Annotated in this window: 8 protein-coding genes; 1 reads left to right on the top strand and 7 read right to left on the bottom strand. The window is 61.8% G+C overall.

The window, feature by feature from the left end:
- Positions 1-167: 167 nt before the first annotated feature.
- The gene (locus GMET_RS07375) at positions 168-1,958 is read left to right on the top strand and encodes a hypothetical protein (RefSeq protein WP_004511605.1); all 1,791 of its coding nucleotides are present in this window, start codon (positions 168-170) and stop codon (positions 1,956-1,958) included.
- Between the two features lie 517 nt (positions 1,959-2,475).
- Here the strand turns inward: GMET_RS07375 and GMET_RS07370 are convergent.
- Genes GMET_RS07370 through GMET_RS07340 form a run of 7 tightly spaced genes read right to left on the bottom strand, consistent with a single transcriptional unit; the run spans position 2,476 to position 19,603 of the window.
- Entirely contained in the window at positions 2,476-3,429 is a 954-nt protein-coding gene (locus GMET_RS07370) for a hypothetical protein (RefSeq protein ID WP_004511606.1), read from the bottom strand.
- The gene (locus GMET_RS07365; protein ID WP_004511607.1) at positions 3,426-4,706 is read right to left on the bottom strand and encodes a sensor histidine kinase; all 1,281 of its coding nucleotides are present in this window, start codon (positions 4,704-4,706) and stop codon (positions 3,426-3,428) included. Before GMET_RS07365 ends, GMET_RS07370 begins: the two co-directional genes overlap by 4 nt.
- Before the next feature lie 27 nt (positions 4,707-4,733).
- Complete coding sequence (locus GMET_RS07360; protein WP_004511608.1) at positions 4,734-6,701, bottom strand: putative porin; 1,968 nt, start codon at positions 6,699-6,701, stop codon at positions 4,734-4,736.
- 45 nt (positions 6,702-6,746) lie between these two features.
- Complete coding sequence (locus tag GMET_RS07355) at positions 6,747-7,475, bottom strand: TonB C-terminal domain-containing protein (RefSeq protein ID WP_004511609.1); 729 nt, start codon at positions 7,473-7,475, stop codon at positions 6,747-6,749.
- A 13-nt stretch (positions 7,476-7,488) separates the two neighbouring features.
- Positions 7,489-7,896 carry an ExbD/TolR family protein gene (locus GMET_RS07350; RefSeq protein ID WP_004511610.1) on the bottom strand — a complete coding sequence of 136 codons (408 nt, stop codon included), beginning with the start codon at positions 7,894-7,896 and terminating at the stop codon, positions 7,489-7,491.
- Positions 7,893-9,704 (bottom strand): DUF2341 domain-containing protein, encoded by a 1,812-nt coding sequence (locus GMET_RS07345; protein WP_004511611.1) that lies wholly within the window; start codon positions 9,702-9,704, stop codon positions 7,893-7,895. The genes GMET_RS07350 and GMET_RS07345 overlap by 4 nt, the downstream gene beginning before the upstream one ends.
- Positions 9,704-19,603, bottom strand: coding sequence for a filamentous haemagglutinin family protein (locus tag GMET_RS07340; RefSeq protein WP_004511612.1), 9,900 nt, complete (start codon positions 19,601-19,603; stop codon positions 9,704-9,706). The genes GMET_RS07345 and GMET_RS07340 overlap by 1 nt, the downstream gene beginning before the upstream one ends.
- Between the last annotated feature and the right edge of the window lies 1 nt (position 19,604).

The raw sequence follows: 19,604 nt of genomic DNA, 5'->3' as shown, positions 1-19,604 counted from the left end.
TGCCTCATCCGCCCTGCCTGCAAGCATGCGGCCCGCCCCTGCAATCCGGTTCACGTCCCGATATATATCAGCAAATTGTTAGTCAATTGCCATGAAACCGACATAACCACAAGGCATAGTCACATCACGGGAATACCCGCAGCCAAAAACGAGGAGGAACGGATTCAATGACAGGCAATCGTAAAGCGCTCGCTGCAGCACTGGCGGTAACCGTGATTACCGCCGGCAACGCCCTTGCCGCCGAGAAGTGGATGACCGGCGACTTCCATCAGCATACCTACTTCACCGACGGCAGCTACACCATGAACGACCTGGACGCACCCGGCGTACCCGCGGCGGCAGCCAGAACCGCTCCCTGGAAAAAAGGGGTCATGCCCCAGGGGTTCCGCTTCGGCCTCGACTTCCAGGCGAACTCCGAGCATGGCGGAGTCCGGAACCGGGACGGATTCGGCAACAAGTGGACGACATTTGCTTCCCTCCCCTCCGTCGGGGATCCCAACCCCGCAGCGGCGCCGGCCAACATGTGGCGCTGGCAGTCCCTGCTTCGCACCTCTGACATCCCGGGCTACACCGGCCCGGCCTACCTGGGGGCCTACGACTGGCTCCTCGGCATCCGCGCCAACTACCCCGACAAACTCGCCATGACCGGCATGGAGTGGAACCCGCCGGGGCATGAGCACAGCAGCACCGGCATCGCTGCCGCCGATGCCCGCCCCATCGCCGAGTTCGAATACCGCTTCGACAAGTCCGATTCCGACGGCACCGCCACTACCGCCACGGCCGATACCATGGGGTGGCAAGGAAAGCTCCAGAACAGCGCATACACGGCCCCCGACTACTCCGCGGTACTGGCCCTGAACGCCCTCCACAATAAGACCATCGACGCGGTCAGGTGGATGCAGGCAAACTATCCGGCCACCGGCTGGATAATTCCGGCCCACGTGGAACGGGCCGGCTGCGGCGTTAACGCCTGGTCCATCGCCGCATTCCGCGACATGAACGACAACGGCCCCGCCGTCGCCTTCGGCTTTGAGGGAATCCCCGGTCACGAAAAGGCTGCCAACCGCGGCGAGTTCGGCACCGGCGCCTGTGGGGGCGGCACCTATGGCGGAGCCGGCAAATACATTGCGGAAGTCGGCGGGCTCTGGGATAACCTGCTGGCCGACGGCAGGTATTTCTTCAACTTTGCCAGCTCCGATTTCCATAACGATGCCGGCGCCGATTTCTGGCCGGGCGAGTATCTCAAGACCCACGTGAAGGTGAAGGATCTCGATGATGACGGCATCTACTCTCAGGAAGAGGTCGTCGCCGGCCTGCGGTCGGGGAACGCGTTTTCCGTCCATGGCGACCTGATCAACGAGCTGGACTTCAGGGTCTTCCACGGGGCCGCCCCGGACAAGAAAGCAGCCCAAGGCTACAACAACGCCACCATGGGCGAAACCCTCCCCGTCGAGAAGGGAGACAAGATCACCGTCAAGATCCGTTTCAAAACACCGGCAACCAACAATTGCCAGGCCGGCGTCAACGCCTCTGCCGACTACCAGTGCAAGGCCCCGTCGGTGCACCACGTCCAGCTGATCCAGGGACGGATCAACCCGACCAGGGCAAGCAAGCTCATGGCTGACAATGTGACCCCGAACCCCGCGTTCAATGTCATCGACACCACCGTGGCCGGCGTGGTCAAGACCTTTGACGCCGCTTCCTGGAGCACCGACGCTGAAGGGTACACCACCATGACCTTCACTGTGCCGGCGGTCGAGAACGACATATTCTTCCGCATTCGCGGCACCAATCTCGGCTATGACGTGAAAAAGATGGACCCGACCGGCACCCAAATCGTTTACGGCACCGACGCCGCCGGCAATCCGCTGCTCAACACCCCCGGCACCAACACTGCCGACATGGCCTGGGACGATCTCTGGTTCTACAGCAACCCGATCTTCGTCAAGGCGCAGTAGAAGCTATTCGGAATATGGTAGTAAGAGGCATCTGCCAACGAAAAAACCCGAATCGGGATTTCCCGGTCCGGGTTTTTTCGTAGCAATACAGACAACTGTTGCGCAATAGTCACACCGAACACACTTGGCCATGCTAGCCTTACCGTATGGACATAACAATTTCAGGCCATAATCAGTGTCAGACCGTCAGAACCCCGAACACCAATCTGTTCTACTGCAGGATTGAGGCTGGATCACCACCGACCTGCAGCCATGCCATACTGTTCGGCGACGACTTCCTCTGCCTTCACCCCTGCAATCATCTCTACGCCCGTTGAGCATCCCTCACGGCTTCAGATGACGGGGGCAGTTTTCGCACTTCCGGCATGATTTTGACTTGCCGTGGAGACCATACTGGCGAAACACGGAACAGTACATGGCGATCACCTCCTGAAACAACCGGTATCGTGAAACTCTCTACTTTTCCCGCATCCTGACATCCATAAAGCCGACTCCACCCTGGCCCCCAAGTCACGCATTAACGTACCCCGGTACATTCAATGCTCCCCTCCCCCGCCACCCTCCCGAACCAGAGGACAAGCTCAAGCAAGGCATTGGCCACCGCCTGAACGGTGTAGCGGGTCGGCTTGTCGGCGCTGTCTTCGTCGATGGCATGGATGCCGTCGGAGGAGACCCGGTAGACCAGCTCCGAGAAGCGGTAGAGGGGAGAGCGGTAGTGGAGGAATACCTCCCCCTGAATCTGCTGCCTCCGCATGTCGAAGTTCCCTTTCAGGTGCTCCAGGATGGCGGCCACGTTCACGCTCTTGAGGGGTTGGTCGCCATGCTCGTAGTAGATGAACCGGCGCGGCACCATGTCGGGGCGGTGGCGGTGGAGAACGATGTAGAGCTTCTCCTGGATGCTCCGCAGGTTGGCCAGATTCCCCCGGATGCGGGCAGGAGTGCCGTCGTCCATGGTCAACAGGCAGTCCATGAGCGCCTGGCGGGTGTCGGCACCGAGGTACGTATCCACCACCCGGAAAACATCCGGATAACGCCCGGCAACTTTCACCCACTCAAGCTCCAGCGCCCGTTGCCGAAGGTGCGCGAACATGGCTGACTCGTCGCGTCCCTTTTTGTAGACCTGCCAGATGCCGGCAAAATCCTTCACGTAACGGTCGAAGAGCGCCTGAACGCCGGTCAGGGCCACCACCGGGAGATGGGGGGCCTTCTCGGTGAAATACTTGGTGGCGGCGATGATGAAGCTGGAATCGGGGGTTGCGTCGTCGCGGCGCTTATAGCACTCCACGTCGAGGATTACCCCGCAGATGCCGGCCCCATCGACACCTTCGACCACCAGCTTCCCTTCCTCCAGGCTTCCCGCGTGCAGAAGCCGTATCCCGGCCCTTCGGGCGTCGCGGAAAAGGGCGTCCACGTACCGCTCGTCATCATCGATAATCAGCATGGTGAGCGCAATGCCGCATCCCTCGCTCATGTCACCCGCCTCCTCGGCAATGTCATCCGGAAGCGTACCGGATCATTCCCCAACTTGCTGAACGTGCCGTTGTGAATCTCAATGAATTTGGCAACCCACGCGCCGCCGAGCCCCTTGCCCGGGCTCCCCTTCCCTTTGGTGCCGAAGGCGAGGAAGTCTTTTGTCCTCAACCCTAGGGGAAATGGGAGGCCGTTGTTCTCGTAGTCGATGACGATCTCCTTCACCGTCCGCGAAATGGAGAATCTCACCCAGAGCCCCTCATCACGCTGGAAGCCAGGGGGAAAGCCGTGGACCTCGGCGTTACGGATGAGGTTTTTCACCGCCTGCACAAAGGAAGGACGATGGAGCCGTACGGTATTCACGCAATTGAATTCGGTCCGGAGAGAGAAGCGGGGGTGGGGAAAGAGCGGGATGATTTCCCGGGCGAAAAGCTCGCGCAGGTCCACCTCTTCAAAATCACGATCCTCGATCCTGTTGCCGAAAAGATCCTCCGTGGTGTCCAGTATCTCGCGTATCTGCCGCAGCCCCAGCTCCGTGGCCGCAAGGGCGTCCTCCACCCGCTCTGCGCTGCCGTCGCGGCGGGTGCCGATGATATCGCCCGTCAGGCTGCGGCGCTCCAGGTGGTCGTGCAGATCCCGCAGCGGCGCCAGCGCCATCTGGATGGTGGGGTTCACGCTATGGGCTATGTGACGCAGGATCGTGAAACTGGTCTCCTGGCGCTCCGCGGAAAGAGTGGAGCGGCGCCGCAGCAGACGGCGCTCCAGGAGCCAGTCGAGAAGGGCGCCAAGGGTGATGAGGAGCACCACCGGCACCGTGCCGAGGGGAAGGGGAAACGGAATCGGCACGAAGAGATTGATGCCGATAATGGCAACGCACAGGATGGCATTGAGCGCCACCACCACTGCCACGGAGCGGACGTGAGTGCAGATGAGCGCCGCGGCGGCGACGACCGTAACGAAGGAGGCGGCGGTGGGAAGAAACGGCATCGGCATGAGACGCCGCTCCAGCAGCATGAGCTTCGCGGTCAGCAGGAGCCGGATGAAAAAATCGAGAACAGCGCCAAATATCCCGGTCTGCCCCAGGAAGAATACCGAGAAGGCGATCAGGAGGCCGCTCAGGAAGTTGGCGCCGAAGATGCGGCGGCGGCTGGCGTAGAGGGCCTCGTAGCGGCGGCCGAGCCACCCCGTGACCATCCGTCGGTTAATGAGAGGCCGCCACCGCCGCCCGGAGCGAAGACCCCGGACGGCGGCACGGTCCAGCATGGAGCGCCATTTCATTGGTGCGGTGGACACCCGTTGCAAGAGTTAGAACTTGCCATTGAGGTTGAACTGGAAGACGTCAACATCAAAGGGGCCGGGCTTGTCACGAGTATCGGTTATCTGGTTGGCGGTCAGCCACTTGGTGGAGAGCCAGAAGTTCTTGAGTATCCCCACATCCCCGCCGAGAATCCACCCTTTTGCGTTGGTGCCGCCCAAGTGGAAGTCAGAATCGGTGAACCCGTCGTAGACCGCATCGGCGCCCAGTTTCTTGTAAAAGAGGTAACTCTTCCACTCCCACGGTTTCGTGACAGTCTGGTGGCCCACCGCAAGTCCCACCTGGTATCCGGTGGAATCGTCCTTGACCAGATTATCGCCGGTCAGCTTCCGGGCCTCGTCCAGGTCAAAGCCGAGGTTCTTCACATAATCGCCCATGAACACGAAATGAATCGGGTCCCAGAAGCCGAAATCGACGGCGGCAGTGACGTTGAGTTCCTTAAAGTTCGAGGCCAGAGCAGGAACATAATTTGTAAGTTGAAGATTCCCTTTATCATCATAATAAGTCGGGAAATTCATATTTTGATCAAATACCGTATTACCTTTCTGGGCCTGCCTAAGATCAGCATGAAAAGGACCATTTATTGCTTGATTGAGACTTTCGCTATGTTTGCCTTTCATGTTTTCATAGTGGTAATAGGCAACTCCCACTTTCGCGGATATGTCGTCTCCATGTTTGAATTCCACTCCCGCCTGCGCCCCGTACAGCCATGAGTCTCTCTGGGAATACTCAAATTCCTGAAGAGGGAACACTCCCGCAGTCAAGAAGCCACCAAATGAATCGCTCAACTGCATAGCATACGTAGCAGCAACCCCCTCAAAATTCAGGTCGGGGTCCCAGACCAGATCGGTGGAGAACCAGGGGCTTGGCATTCGTCCGCCCCAAAGGGTAAGGCCGGATACAGGCTTATATTGCAAGAAGGCCAAGTCCAATAAAAAACCGTGCTTGTTGAAGCTATTACCAAGGGTATCATTGGTTGAAACAGGGTCCTTGTCGTTCCCGGTGGCCAGCTTTATGACCGCATCAACCTGATCATTGACCTTTGCATTAACCCCCAGCCGAGCCCTTATGCGAAGACGTTGACGGTCATGTGTTGTATTTATCGTATTCCCCTGTGTGAGCGGCGAGAAAGTATTTGCTTTCAGTGGACTTGGATAAGAGTTTTCCCCTGTATTCCCCTTGGCAAAATAATCCCCCTGATACCGCAGCCGGATATCCCCCGAGAACTTGAAGCGGTTGAGCCACTCGGGAAGCTTGGCGAACTTGTCGCCCAGCTTGTCCACTTTCGTCATCTCCTCGGTCACCCTCCGGTCAATGCTCTCGCCGACTCCCCTGTTGACTTCGTCGATCATGGCGCCGGTAAGCTGGTCGGTGGCTGCCTTCGCCCGGTAGCGGGCCATGAGGCTGGATGACTCTTCCCTGCTCACGAGGCCGATTCCGCGGGCTGCGGCGACCATTTCCGCCACCTCTTGCTCCGATTTGGTGGAGCGTCGGTACTCGATGGCGGTTCCCGCGAAGATATCAGCGGTCTCTTTCCGTTCCATTGCCGGCACCGGGGAATCCAGCTTCCCCTTGGCCTCCTTCCGGATTTCATAGAGCCGTTCCTTGAGAGCCAGGCTTTCCTCGGTGCTGATGATCCCCTGGTCGTTCATGGCGCCGATCAGGTCGGAGGCTTCCCCGAAGGTCAGCTTCACCTGTTCCGCCGCACCGGCATCGGCCGTTACGGCTAGTTCAGGCGGGGTTACGGGCTGTTTTTTCTCCTCGCCGGCAATGCGCCGCTCAAGGGTGCCGGCCTCCTCTTCCGAAATGACCCCCTTCTCCCTGAGGAGCTTTATAAGCTCGCCGATCCCGGCCATTTTGGCGGCAACGGGCGACGTCTCCACCGCGAGGGCCGGCGCGGCGGCCATGAGGGTGACGAGTGCTGCCGCGCTGGTCAGGCGGGTGATGGTACGTTTCATTACAAAGCCTCCGTTCATTGTTCAATAGAAATAAGTGAGTTGTCCCTATCCCAGGGACGATATCTTGATGGTCATGGTCCGGGGCATATCCGCAGGGGGGGCCTCGCTGATCCGGATCAAGCCGAGGGACTTGCGCACCGCCTCATCCATGCGGGTATCGCCCGATGATCCGACAATGCGATGATCCACCACCACCCCCCTCGCATCGAGCGTCAGCTTGACCACGGCCTGGAGTTTCCCCTTGGGAAAACCGCCGTTGTCGTTCAGAAGCGACTTCACCTTGCCCCGGATCTCGTCCTGCACCTTTTTCGTGTACCAGCCGTACCTGGCAAGGAGCGACAACCGGTTCATGCCGCCTCCGCCGCCTCCCCCGCCGCCGAGGGTTATGGCGCGGCCGCCTTTCTTCCCCACGAGGCCGAAACCGTCGGAGCCAGCCCCCCCCTCGCCGTCGACCCCCAGATCGCTTCCGGCCGCAGGACCGTCGTCCGGTGCCTGGCTCGCCTGCTGGGGAGAATCGGGCTGGGCCATGGTGGGGGTCTCAATCTGCTGCGGTTTTGGCATCTCCTTGGGGGGCTCCGGCTCGGGGGGCTTCTCCTTGGGCTGTTCGGGCGGCTTCACGAGTGATACCGTGGTGATCTTGTTCTTCCGGGGAGCGCCGGTATCGGTCAGCATCACCTTGGCCACGAAGCCGATGCCGCCGATGATGACAAGCACCACCGCTGCCGGGACGAAAAAATTCTTCAGCTGGGGCTTTTTCTTCTTGTGCGTTGCCATTGGTCTTCCTCCGCTACTTCACCAGTTTCTGGGTCACGAGCCCCAACTGGCTGATTTCCAGCTTGGAGAGGAGATCGAGCACCTCCACGATGCTCTTGTACTCAACCTTCTCGTCGCCGCGCACCACCACCGGCAGGTTCGGATCGCTGGCCTTTGCCTGGCGCAAATAGGTTTCAAGCTCCGCCAAAGTCACCGGCACGCTGTCCAGGTAGATGGTCCCCTCGGAGGCGACGGTGATCGCCTTGGTGCTCGGCTTGATCTTCCCGGCGGCCGCGCTCGCCTTGGGGAGGTTCACGTTGATCCCCTGGACCGACGCCGTCACCACGATCATGAACACCACCAGGAGGTTCCAGGCCAGGTCCAGGAGCGGTACGACGTTTATCTCGACCGTTTCATCCATGTCATCGGCAGGCGCTTTCATGCTCTCTCTCCGTAGACGCCCTCAACCTTCACCGCGTATTCGTCGATAAAGACGTGGGTGTCGGCGTTCAGGTTCTTCATCCGGTTGGTCAGGTAGCTGTAGGCAAAGAGCGCGGGAATGGCCACGAAGAGGCCGAAGAGGGTGCAGGCCAGGGCCGAGGCGACCCCCGGGGCGATGGCCGTGAGGTTCGCCTCGCCCGATTCGGCAAGGCTGGCGAAGGTGTTCATGACCCCCCAGACCGTGCCGAGCAGCCCCCAGAACGGCCCGCCGGAGATGCCGAGCGTCATGACGATGAGCCAGGAGGAGAGGTTCTGCTTTTCCTTGACATTGGCCTTGTCGAGGGACGACCGGAAGATATTGAGGGCAGAGGGAGAAAGGCTGCTTATCTCCTTATCCGCGCTCTGGCGGGCGAGCCACCGCTCGATTTCGATCTTCCCGGCCTGGTAGATCCGGTACATGGACGAATGCTTCAGATCATCGTCCGTGTCCTCCAGGGCCAGGGGGTCGTGAAGCTCGCCAAAGCTCTCGAGGAACATTTCATTCCCCTTGACAATTTTCTGCAGGGCCAGAAATTTATAGACAAAGACCCCGGCGGCCAGGAAAAGCATGAAGGTACAGAGGCCAATGATGGCCCAGCCGTCCAGGGTGATGCTCTTGGCAATGACCTTCATCAGATGGATGGTGAGATCGGCCTCTCCCTTGCCCCCTGCCTCTTCCTGGGCCAACGACACCAGTTTCCCCTCCTGCCCCTGGCTTCCGGCAGCGGCGGCAAACCACGAGGCCGAGCGGGCCACACTGGCCAGGGTCACCTCATCCATCTCGCCGGCAAAGAAGTTACCCCCCTGGGCGCCGCCGCCGATGGATGCATCGCCCGCCGGCGCGGGCATAGAGGCCGGCATGGCCGACGATGCGGCCTCGCGGCCGTCGAGGTAGATCGCCAGACGCTTGCCCGGCTCCGCAGCCACGGCAAGGTGGTGCCATTTCTGGGAAGCCAGAGGCTGGGTCCGGCCCGTAGCGGCCTGCCCCACCCGGGCGAAGGCAGCACCATTTTGATCAAGGCCCACTACGATGCCCTGGGCGCCGTCACCCCACGAGAAGAGATGGGCCTCACCCTGAAGCTGGGCCGGCTTCACCCAGACAGAGAAGGAGAAGCCCTTGGGGAACGAAAGCGACGGCGACGCCGGAACCACGATCCGCTCCGCCCCCTTGAACGTTGCGCCGCCGCCGATCAGGGCCGGCGCGCCGAGCCCGCCGGCAAACTCCTTCGCGTGATTCTTATACGAAGAGGAATCCTGGGGCGCACCTTGGGTCTCGCTGAAATGGTAGACCAGTGCCTGGGGGGTATCGTAGGTGCCGCCGACGTCCTGGGCCGCCTGGACCCCACTGTTGCCGTAGTACACCCAGATCGTGTTCTGGCCCGAGTTGGGCGCCACCTGGGGCACCTTCACCCAGGCAAGGGCGATCTCCTTCTTCGCGTCGTACATCTCGAAGTGGAACTTGAGGGGTGTCTTGTCGTCGCCGCTCACGAAGCGGACGTCGGAACCGTCGGGCTTCGCGGTGGTGAAGCTGAAGTTCCCCGTGTGGAGCCGGACCAGCACCGCCGCATCGGCAACCGCCTCCTTCACTTCCGCTCCCTGGGCCGTCGTATTGATGGTGATCTTGCGCCGCTGCTGCCATTTCTCGTCCCACCACGCCTCGGCCCGCACCGCGGCCACCGTCATCACCAGCGCCGCCGCTGCCAGCGTCACCCGCGCAAAACGCCCAAACATCCTGCTGTTCATCATGCTCCTCCGTTCAGGTGTGCTCATCACATCTCCTGCTTTTTCTTGTCTTTTTCGTTGCCATCTTCCGAATCGAAGCCAATTACCTTCACGTCGAGCCATGAGGTGACGAACGTTTCATCCTTCTTGATCAGCGACTGGCTCGATTTTTCCTTATCCGCGCCGCCAACGGCTTTTTCCGCCTGTTTGGTACTTTCGGTGAGGCTGCTTGAGCCGCTCAGACCGCCGAGGCTGACGGCGGAGGCCGAGACAGGAACTCCTGTCATTGCTCCGGTCAGCGATTTGATGTTTCCGGCGTTCAGAACGGCATTGGCAAGAACGGCCACACGACCACCGGAAACACCGGCCTCGCCGGCATCGAAGACACCGTTGGGGGCCATGGCGTAAATGCCTCCCGGAGGCGGCGCATCGTCACCGTATGTTACGGTACGCATGCCGCTCCCCAGGGCAGGTGGGGTGAACACCAGCTGGTAACCGGTGATAGTTCCGTCCGCATCTTTTATCGGAGAGATCCGCGGGGGCTTGGCGCTGATGGCGGTCCGCGAGCCGCGGCCGGCGTTGATGTCTCCCTCATCGGACCAGACCGTGATATCTCCTCCCCGGAACGTCATGAGGCGTGACTCATTCACGTTCACATCACCGACTGCAAAAATGTTCGCGTTCCCCCCATTGGAGGTATAGATGCCGGTATTGTCGGAATTGTTTGATTTTGCCGTTCTCCCCACGTTCAAGTCACCGCCGGCAAACGCCGAAACATTTCCTCCAGCGCTCGTACTGATCTCTGAGAACGCCATGTCGACATTGCCGCCGCCCCCTGTGGAGCGGTTACCCGTGAACGGGACAATGACCTTCTCCCTGACAGCGGCAACAATCTCCTGCTGGCCGGCATCTCGCAACTGCCAGAGAAGATCGTAGTACTTCTTGCCGACAGCATATTTGGGGGGATCTGAAACGATTTCATCCTTGTTCATGTAAGGATCGACGAGGAATGCTTTTTCAGCCTCCTGTAGTATGCCGCTCCGCTCCGTCAGTTTTGTCTGGGCAAGGAGTGCCGCATACTTCAGCAACGTAAAATAGTTGTCTTCGTCACCGGGAGGAATGTTCGCCGTCAACCCGGCTGTTACCAGGATGTCTGCTCCCTTGTTGGGCAGTGCCGGATTCTCGGCATTGCCGTTGGCCTGAATGCCACGGCTGTTGCCCAGGTCAATATCGTGCCCCGCCCGGACCACAAAGGCCCCCGGTCCGGCCACATCGAATCCGGTGCCGGTCTTGATGTCGGCGCCGTTCATCGAGCGGCGCTCCTGCATCACGATGTCGCGTCCGGCGCTGATCTCGGTAACGTCCCCGCTGTAGGTGACCACGCCGGTGTTCCCGTCGGTCTCCCTGCCACGGAGGTTTTGCCCCTTGAAGGAGACGTTGCTGATGTCGCGGCCGGCGGCCAGCATCGCCGATTTCGGCAGAATGAAATCCAGGTTCCGGATATCACCATCGGCAGCAACCTGAATTTTCGTGCTGTCGTTCCCGTGCACCGGCACTGCGGCATGGAGGGCGGCGTTGCTCAGGGTCTTGACCCGGTCGATGGTGTTAACGGTGCTCGGGCCGTAGTAATCGTCGGGGGACTGGTCCGACATGAGAGCCTTGGCCTTGACGCCGCTGCGGGGGTCAACAGGGGAACCGTCAACGGAGCCTCCGGCATTCATGACGAGATTGCCGGTACGGGACGGCGCCAGGTACATGTCGCTGTCGAGACGGATGTCGCCGGCGGCGTTCATCTCAACCGTGCCGGGGAGAATCTTCTCCAGGTTGCGGCGGTTCGAGTCGTTGCCGTAGTTGGTGTAAGCGCCGGTGCCGTAGTAGGAGACGTTGCCGGTACTCGACCCGAGACTCACCGCTGCGTTTTCGCCATAGGAGAGGTTCCACTTGCTGAACGCCTTGTTGCTGACGGTGGGATTGTTGACGGTCCCCAGTTCCACGTCACCCTGGGCCTTAACGTTGAATCTGCCGTCGAAGAGTTCCAGCACCGTTTCGGGAGGATTGTCCGTCAGCTTGGCGGCATTGGCCGGCGGTGCGCCGAAGTTGCCGGCGGCAGTGAGGCTTCCTGTACCCTCCTTCACGAGGAAGCGTCCCTTCAGGTCGCCACCGCTGGTGAGCGTCAGGTTCCCCTTGCCGAAAGTCCCCATCTGTCCCGTCATGCCGCCGCCAGCGGCCACGGTGACGTCGCCGCCACCCATGGCGGCAATTCCCTCGGTCTGGGGAGTGGTGGCACTGCCGGTATAGTTGGCGGCCCAGAAACGGGGGATGAGGTCACGGGTGACCAGGTCAGTGTTCTGGTAGGAGTTGTCCCAGGATTTGTCCTTGGCGATGGTCCCCTCGACCGTCTTGCCGGCGCGGATGGCGATATTCCCGCCTTCCCCGAAATTCCAGTAATCGAAGAAACCCGGCTGGGTGCCGTCAGCCAGGATCGCCCCCTGGTATTCGCCCGTGGTCCTGATGGCTCCCTTGTTGACCAGGCTCTCGGCAATGTCGATGCCGATGTTCCCCGCCGCCGACTGGATGGCCGTTCCCCCCTCAAGGGAAAGGTTCCGTCCCACATTCCCCCGGATATTCCCGGTGTAGGCGGCAAGGTTGTATTTCAGGTTGAAGTTGGTCATGTAGCTGGGGATGCTCTTCACCCCCTTGGCGATGACCGTATCCCGGCCCGAAGCAAAATCCACGGCTCCGCTCTCGCTGTAGACCAGCGAACCGTCGGTGGTGAACTTCAGGTCACCGGTCCCCCGTTTCACCGCCAGCGGATTGGCGCCGGCCCGGTCAGAGCCCGCCGCCATCCTGACGCCCCATGAGGGAGCGGCGGTGGAACTGACAAGCGATCTGAGGCTTGCCGTCGGGTGATCGACGATCTTCTTTTCGAGAACCAGATCCTTCTCCGCTTTCAGGGTCAGGTAGCCAGGCTGACCGTTGTAGCGCCAGGTGGTCAGGTCCAGGTCGTTCTTCATGGTCATGGTGCCGGTGCTTCGGACCTCCACATCGGGGCGGTACTGAAAGACAGATTTGGCGTCGTTGTCCATGGCGCCGGCGAGGCGGGTGCGGATGGCGGCGGCATTGGCCATCACCCTGTCGGCCTCGGTCTTCCACGAGGTGGTGTCGGTGGCCATCACCTGTTTGTCGCCGGTATATTCCTTCACGGCAACACCGGCGGCGACGATCTCCCGCGCCCCCCTCACCTGCCCGCCGACATCGATGTTCACGTCACGTTTTGCGGCGTCGTACTGGCCTCGCAGAAGAACCGTCCCCCCCTGGCCGCCGTTGCCGGAGACGTCCACCGTAGCGCCTGATGCGACGATCACCTTTCCGGGCACGGTGCCGGCGGCAATCTCCGTGGTGCTCCTGGCGGCGCTGCCGAGAGTCACGTCACCACCCGACGCGCCCGTGCCGGTCCCCTTCGCCGTTACCGAGCCTCCGGAAGCCACTGTCACGTTCCTGCCGGCGAAAAGCTCCACCCGCCCGCCACCCGTGGCATGGGAGGCGTCCACGGTGCCGTTCACCGTTACGTCGCCGCTGTCGGCGGAAACCTGCACGGAACGGGCTGTGAGAGTCTTGCCGGAGGCCACCGTCACGTCGCCGGTGCGGATTCTGGCACCGACCGCTTCGGTGAAGCCCCCTGTCGTTGCCGTGTCGACAACGGTGCCGAAATCGGCAACCGAACCGTCCATGGCGAGCGAACCGCCCCGACCGGTGCCCCGGGCCGCGCCCTTGACGATCCCGTCAAGCACGACCTGCCCCTTCTCCGCCGTCAGGGATACGCTCCCCGCATCCCCTTGGGCACCGGCGGAAACGTCGACCAGCGCGCCACTCTCAATCCGCACATCTTTCGCATCGGCCTTCAGGGCCACCATGCCGCCGGCAACGTCAGCGGTTCCCCGTGCCAGAATCTTCGCACCATTCTCCAGCCTGATGCCGTCAGTGTCTCCCGCGCCGGTGGCGGTAATGGCAAGGCGACCGCCGGCAACATCAATAGTGCCGCTTTGGCTCACCGACCTCCCTTCGATGGCAAGGGAGCCTCCCGGGGGAGGCGAAGCCGGGCTCTCCACCGATCTTTCACCCTTGGCGACGGTTACCGCACCACCACCCTTTACCGCGAAATCGGCGGGAATGTATGGCGTCATCCCGTCCCTCTGGTAGGCGGTCGCCACTCGACCGGCAGAGAGGGTAAGGTCACCATCCGTGGCCAGGCTCCCCTTGCCCCGGAACGTCACATCGCCTTTGCTCTCAAACTTCACCGAGGCCATGCCGTCGAAACGGAGGTCACCGCCGGTCACCTTCTTGGCTGCTGCATCGTAGCGTGCCCCATCCACCGTGATCGTGTCGGCCGCCATGGTGAGGGACGCGGTATCCGCAAGCGAGGCATCCGTCGACTGGCTGCCGGTGTTGCGCAACGTCAGATTCCGGGCCGAGGCCGTTATTGTGGGGGCGCTTCCCTCCCCTCCTGAAGCGGTGATCCTCGGCGTATCGATAACCATGTCACCGGCTGCATTCAGGGTGCGGCTGCCGGTGAAGGCAACCGCCGACCGCCCTTTGATGACGATTTCTTCCGGGGCTTTGCCGGCACCGGAATCGGCGGTGCCAAAGGCCGACCAGAGCTTCTCTGTAACATGGAATCCCTTTTCCGCTGGCACTGCATCACCCTCGGTGAACCGGATGGTATCGGAGGCCAGGGTAAGCGTTCCTCCCCGGGCATCGATTCCGGCCTGCTTCTTGGCGTCGGTTTCCTGAAGCTCCAGGGTACGGGCATCGAGTGTCACCCCTGCCTCGCCCTTGACCGTTGAGCCGGCACCGAGAACCGCATCGCCGGTGGGCGTGACAATGGCGACGACACCGTCTCCGGCACTTTTCGTTGCAGAGAGATTCACATCCTCGCCGAGGATGACGGAGTTCTTCGCGGCCAGGGTAATGCCGCCGGCGGCGATGGAGCTGCCACTCTCGACCGTAACGGTGTCGGCCTTGGTGGTGTCACCGAGCGTCACACGGCTGAACCCGCCATTCAGGAAGTCCGCAGTCACGAAGAGGCGGTCCCGGAGATTGTCGGGAAGGGCCTCAAGGGGGTTCCCCGCGCCGAAGCCGGCTGGCAGGGGAACCCGCGTCGACTGGACGTTGACGTTCCTGCCGCTCAGTTCCAGCGTCCCGCCCTGGTAGCCCGCAAGGGGACGGGCCGAGACGTTCCCGTCGACGACGGTGCTGTTTCCCTTGAGGGAGAGAGAGCCGGCATCACCCGCCTCCAGGGAGGCAACGGTGAAGTTCCCCTCCCGGAGCACGTCGGCCGCCTGCCTCACCTCGAAGCCGGTGAGTTTCGTGGTGCCAAGGGAGGTAGCATCCCTGCTGACACTTCCGACGACAATGGTATGGTTGTCCCAGCTCTTTGTCCGTTCGCCGGGGTTCATGGCCTTGCCGGTGTCGGTCACGACCAGTGCTCCGGGAAGAAATGCATACTGCACGGGGAGCAGGGTGTAGTACCCAGCCGCCAGGAGGTCGCTCCCTTCCAGGTAGACCCGGTCTCCGGGGAGCGAGACCGAATTGTCGGGAAGAATCACATATCGCCCCGCCTTGCCGAGGGGGTCGCTGCTCCCCTCGAGCCCCGGCTGAAACAGGTAACCGTAAAGGGTGCCGCCGCCGGAGAGATCAAGGGCCGCACCGTCGCGGACGATGACCTCGTTCCCGGTGGCGCTTATCTCCTTGTCAGGGGCAGCCGTTATCTTGTTGCCGAGGAGTTTCGGGTTGTTCTTGTCCACCAGCTCCCAGTAGAGTTCGTGGACTTCCCCGAAGGGGACCATCCCCTCACCCTTGACGGTGGTGACACTCCCCGCGCCCAGATAAACCCGCCCCGTGTCGGGATTGGCCTCCAGTCTGATCGTGCCGGCCGGCGCGGCGAGAGTCCCCTGCTGGATAATGTTGCCTCCGGCCTGAAAGAGGAGCGCCCCCCCGGCCGAAGGAACCGGCAGAGTGCTGCGGACCGTCGCGGGGAGGATGGTGATATCGCGCCCGGCTTTCACGGCGAAGTCCGACGGCACCATCCCCCGCGACGGATAGGCGGGGTCCAGATAGTGCATGGCCGGGTAGATCCGGTCGGCTTTGAGAGAGAGGTTACCCGGCACCACAAGGGAGCCGTGCCACTTCCAGTTGGTCCCGTCCAGGGAATAGGTCCGGTCGAAAAGGCGGATGTCGTTGCGGATATCGGCGCTTACTGCGTCGAAGCGTGAAAGGGTCACGGCCCCGTCCACGTCGAGCCAGTCGCCGCTCAGGGTCAGGATGCCGCTCCCGGTCGCCGCCTGCCGCACGGAGGGGTCATCGCCCGCAAGGGTATTGCGCAGTACCAGCCAGGGTGCCCGCAGGGCCACGGAACGGCCGTCGGTGCCGATCATCTCCGGCGCGTCGAGAAGAATCTTCCTGCCGGCTGTCAGGTTCACATCATCCGAAAAGGTGAGGGATTTCTTGCTGGTAAATGAGAACGAATCGAAGCCGGCGGCGGCGAGCCGCGCAAGCTCATCTCCGCGGAGCGACAGCCCCTGCTCGATGCTCTGGGAAAGGAGCGAGAAGGAGCCCCCCCGCAGGCCGGGCAGGAACGCGGCAGACCGGAAGTCGGCACCAACGAGATTTTCGGGCTGCAGCGGGTCGGAGTAGACGAGTTGAACCTCGCCCGGCGCGCCGGCAACGGTCCGGGCGATGACGGCGCCCCTGCCGGTCCTGGCGTAGCTGGTGGCGGGGGCGGAACCGGACACGTCGATAATGGCGCCAGGCATGAGGTTCAGGCTCACCCCTTCCACCCGTACGGTGCCGGCATCGTAAGCCGTATGCCCCAGGGGAAGGTTGGGCATCAGCGGCTTCAGGTCCGCCTTCAGGTAAGCGGGCGCCAGGATGCGGGCCGTGGGCCGCAGGATGACGGAACGGGACTTGGCGGTCAGGGTTATCTTCCCGGCCGCTGCCGAGAGGGTTCCGGCCACATCCACTTCCGGTCCCGACACGGAAATCTCGCCGGAATACGGGGTCTTGATCGTGGCATTTTGCGCGATGACGACCTTGGCGTCATCCACGCTGGGGACCGCCGTCGGATCGTTGCGGTCCAGGTTGGCGCCGGCCGCAAGTTTCACTTTCGACGGACCCACAAGATCGTCGCTTACCGAGCTGCGGGCCACTCTGCTGCCACCACGGGTAGAGGTGAATTCCTTCACAGCCGAGGGGGCAAGGTTCGCCCCTTCCGCCACGGTCAGGTTCCGTTCGGCCTTGTATTCGATGGAACTGAAGCCGGAGCCGGCAAACCGGTCGTCTGCGATGACGGTCTTTGTGCCGTCGTTGCTTATGGCGGAAGGATTAGCGGCAACCACCACCTCGCCGGCGTGGACGCTGATGCCGCCACCCTTTTTCCCCACGAGGGAGTAACCGGCAATATCGCCATCGAGGTTGACCCGCTCCCCCTGGATGGACACCGAACCGGCATCGCCCCCGGTTACCTTTCCTTTCGTGTCGATCACGTGACCGCCGCTCACATCAACGCTTGAACCGGTGGCCACATCCACACCATGCCCCTTGGCGGTCCGGTCGAATATCTTCACCGTCCCCCCGTTGGTCCTGACGGCCTCCATTCCCTGAGTCTTCACCCTTACCGCCGGTCCGTTGTCGAGCACATCACCGGCGGTGCTGATCACGCTTCCCGAGGCAATGGTGATCCCTTCATCGGCAACCGCTGCTGCCTTTGGATTTGCCTCCCCCCCCAGGGTTTCGTAATTGGTGACGTTGTTCTGGGTCACCAGGTTCACCGTGCCGCCGGCAACGTCGATGTTACCCTGGTGAACGATGCTACGGGCCGTCAACGACAGCTCCCCGCCGGGCTGGAGCTGGACAACTGCTCCCTGGTCGGTCTTGATGGTGGTGTTGGAGCTGACTCGCAGCGTCCCGATTCCCGAGTCATTGATGGTAGCTGCCGGCAGGTAGGTGGCGCTGCGCTGGGCAGCGAGGTCGCTGTCGTCGGTGAAATCCGCCGGAAGCAGTGCGACATTCGCCGCGATAACCGTATCGCCCAGCACGGCGTCTTCGGCGTCGGGGGGTTGGTTGGTGGACTTCTGTCCGAACTCTGCAGTACCGGCAAGGGGGAGCTTTCGCCCCTTGGCCGACTGCTTGCCGGTTCCGTTCACCGGCTCGGCCTGCAGCGTCTGGAATACCCCCCGGGTGACCGAACCCTTCATGGAGCCGTCCATCGCCATCCGGGGCGCCACCATGACGAGACTGCCGGCATCGGCACCTTCGGAGTGGGCAGCATGGAAGGACTCCTTGGTGATCTGGCCATCGTAAACCAGTTCCCGGGGAGCCGTGGCAATGTCGTATTCCTTCCCCTGGGAGGTAAGCCGGGTGGTGGTGTAGCTCCCTTCAGCGTAGTTGGTCTTGCCGCCGGAAAAGTTCAACTCCGCCCCATTCCGGACAATGACATCACCCGAACGGGCCGATATCGCGATATCGCCACCGGTCACGCCTCGTTCAAGGGCCGTCTTCTCCCGCTTTCCCAGTTCGCCGGAAACATCACCGATGCTCGCCCCCTGATGGGCGTCGATGGAGACGGTCTTCCCCTTGAGGAAACCACTCTTCTGGGTGAACTCGTCCTTCAGGATCTCGGAGGTGTAGGTGAATTCGATCCGGTTCGCGTCGGCCGCGAGATTGACCTCGGTCCCGCTCACGTCAACCCTGGCGCCATTTGACAGATAAACCCGCTCATCGGCTTCGAGAACCACGCTCCCCGACGGGGCCGAAACCGTTCCCTCAATGTCGATCCGCTTCACCGGCACGCGCGGGCCGTCCGGCGCCGTATCCACCACCGGCATGAGACCCTTGAGCTGGATGTCGCCCCCCTTGAACTCGAAGGATTCATGGGCCGTTTCAGAGGAAGCGGAAACGGGGCTTTCCGTTCTGCTCCCCTTTCCCAACGAGATTGAGTCGGTGGCCAGAAGTTCGATGACGCCATTCTTCTTGATGGCGGAAACGGCCCGTGCAGTGCCGTCCTGAACGACCTGACGGCCATACATGCCGATGACGCCGGAGTCGGCCGTCATGGTCCCCTCGGCCCGGTTCACGGCAACACCCGGATTGGCAGTAACCTTCACGAGATACCGCCGCTTGCCACTCTCGTCGGGGGCAAGCTCCACCTCATCGCCGGCCGCGAGGCCGATTTGACCCTCAGGCGAAACGACCTCCCCGCGGTTCTCAGCCTGGGAGCCCATGAGGATCGCGGCACCCTGCTTTTCAGTGGTTATCTGACCGTCGTTGGCCACGGCACCGGCCGTGTAGGTCTGCATGGCCACATCAGGGGCATCCGGAGTCCCCTGCTGATTGCTGAATTTCAGGAGGCTTTTATCGAAGTTCTCCCTTGTGATGTGGAGCGACGATGCAACGATGGAGTTGACGTTCACCCGCGCATCCTTGCCAAAGAGAATCCCGTTGCGGTTGATGAGGTAGATCTTCCCGTCGGCCTTGACGGTTCCGAAGATCTGGCTCGGGTTGGCATCCCAGATCCGGTTAAGGGCCGACCACTCCTTGTTCTGGTTGAACCGGACCGTGGCGTCCCGGCCGACGTTGAAGGAGTTCCAGTCGATGACCGCCTTGTCGGCGCTCTGGTTCACGGTAAGGAGATTGCCGGTTGTGTCGACCGCGGCATTGGCCAGAACCCCGCCAGGCTTGAGTTGCGGCAGAGTCGTGGCCGTGGGGGGAATGAGATTGGACAGGACCCGGGGGATACCCGAACTCTGGACGGCTGCGGCCCGGGGGACACCGGTTGTCTGCGATGCTGCGCGGGGCACTCCCTGGGCGCTGGCCAGCACCGGCGACAGCGCGGTGGTCGTCGCCATGAAGAGGGCGATGGATCTGGTTTCGATTGAATGTTTCCTGCTCATA

This window comes from Geobacter metallireducens GS-15 (assembly GCF_000012925.1).
GTDB lineage: Bacteria > Desulfobacterota > Desulfuromonadia > Geobacterales > Geobacteraceae > Geobacter > Geobacter metallireducens.
The sequence above is the reverse complement of the archived record's forward strand: the minus strand, read 5'-3'. Positions and strand labels throughout refer to the sequence as shown.

Excerpts from the sequence above, each read along its gene's own strand:
- GMET_RS07375 (WP_004511605.1), top strand. The coding sequence starts at position 168 with ATGACAGGCAATCGTAAAGCGCTCGCTGCAGCACTGGCGGTAACCGTG.
- GMET_RS07370 (WP_004511606.1), bottom strand. The coding sequence starts at position 3,429 with ATGAGCGAGGGATGCGGCATTGCGCTCACCATGCTGATTATCGATGAT.
- GMET_RS07365 (WP_004511607.1), bottom strand. The coding sequence starts at position 4,706 with ATGAAATGGCGCTCCATGCTGGACCGTGCCGCCGTCCGGGGTCTTCGC.
- GMET_RS07360 (WP_004511608.1), bottom strand. The coding sequence starts at position 6,701 with ATGAAACGTACCATCACCCGCCTGACCAGCGCGGCAGCACTCGTCACC.
- GMET_RS07355 (WP_004511609.1), bottom strand. The coding sequence starts at position 7,475 with ATGGCAACGCACAAGAAGAAAAAGCCCCAGCTGAAGAATTTTTTCGTC.
- GMET_RS07350 (WP_004511610.1), bottom strand. The coding sequence starts at position 7,896 with ATGAAAGCGCCTGCCGATGACATGGATGAAACGGTCGAGATAAACGTC.
- GMET_RS07345 (WP_004511611.1), bottom strand. The coding sequence starts at position 9,704 with ATGAGCACACCTGAACGGAGGAGCATGATGAACAGCAGGATGTTTGGG.
- GMET_RS07340 (WP_004511612.1), bottom strand. The coding sequence starts at position 19,603 with ATGAGCAGGAAACATTCAATCGAAACCAGATCCATCGCCCTCTTCATG.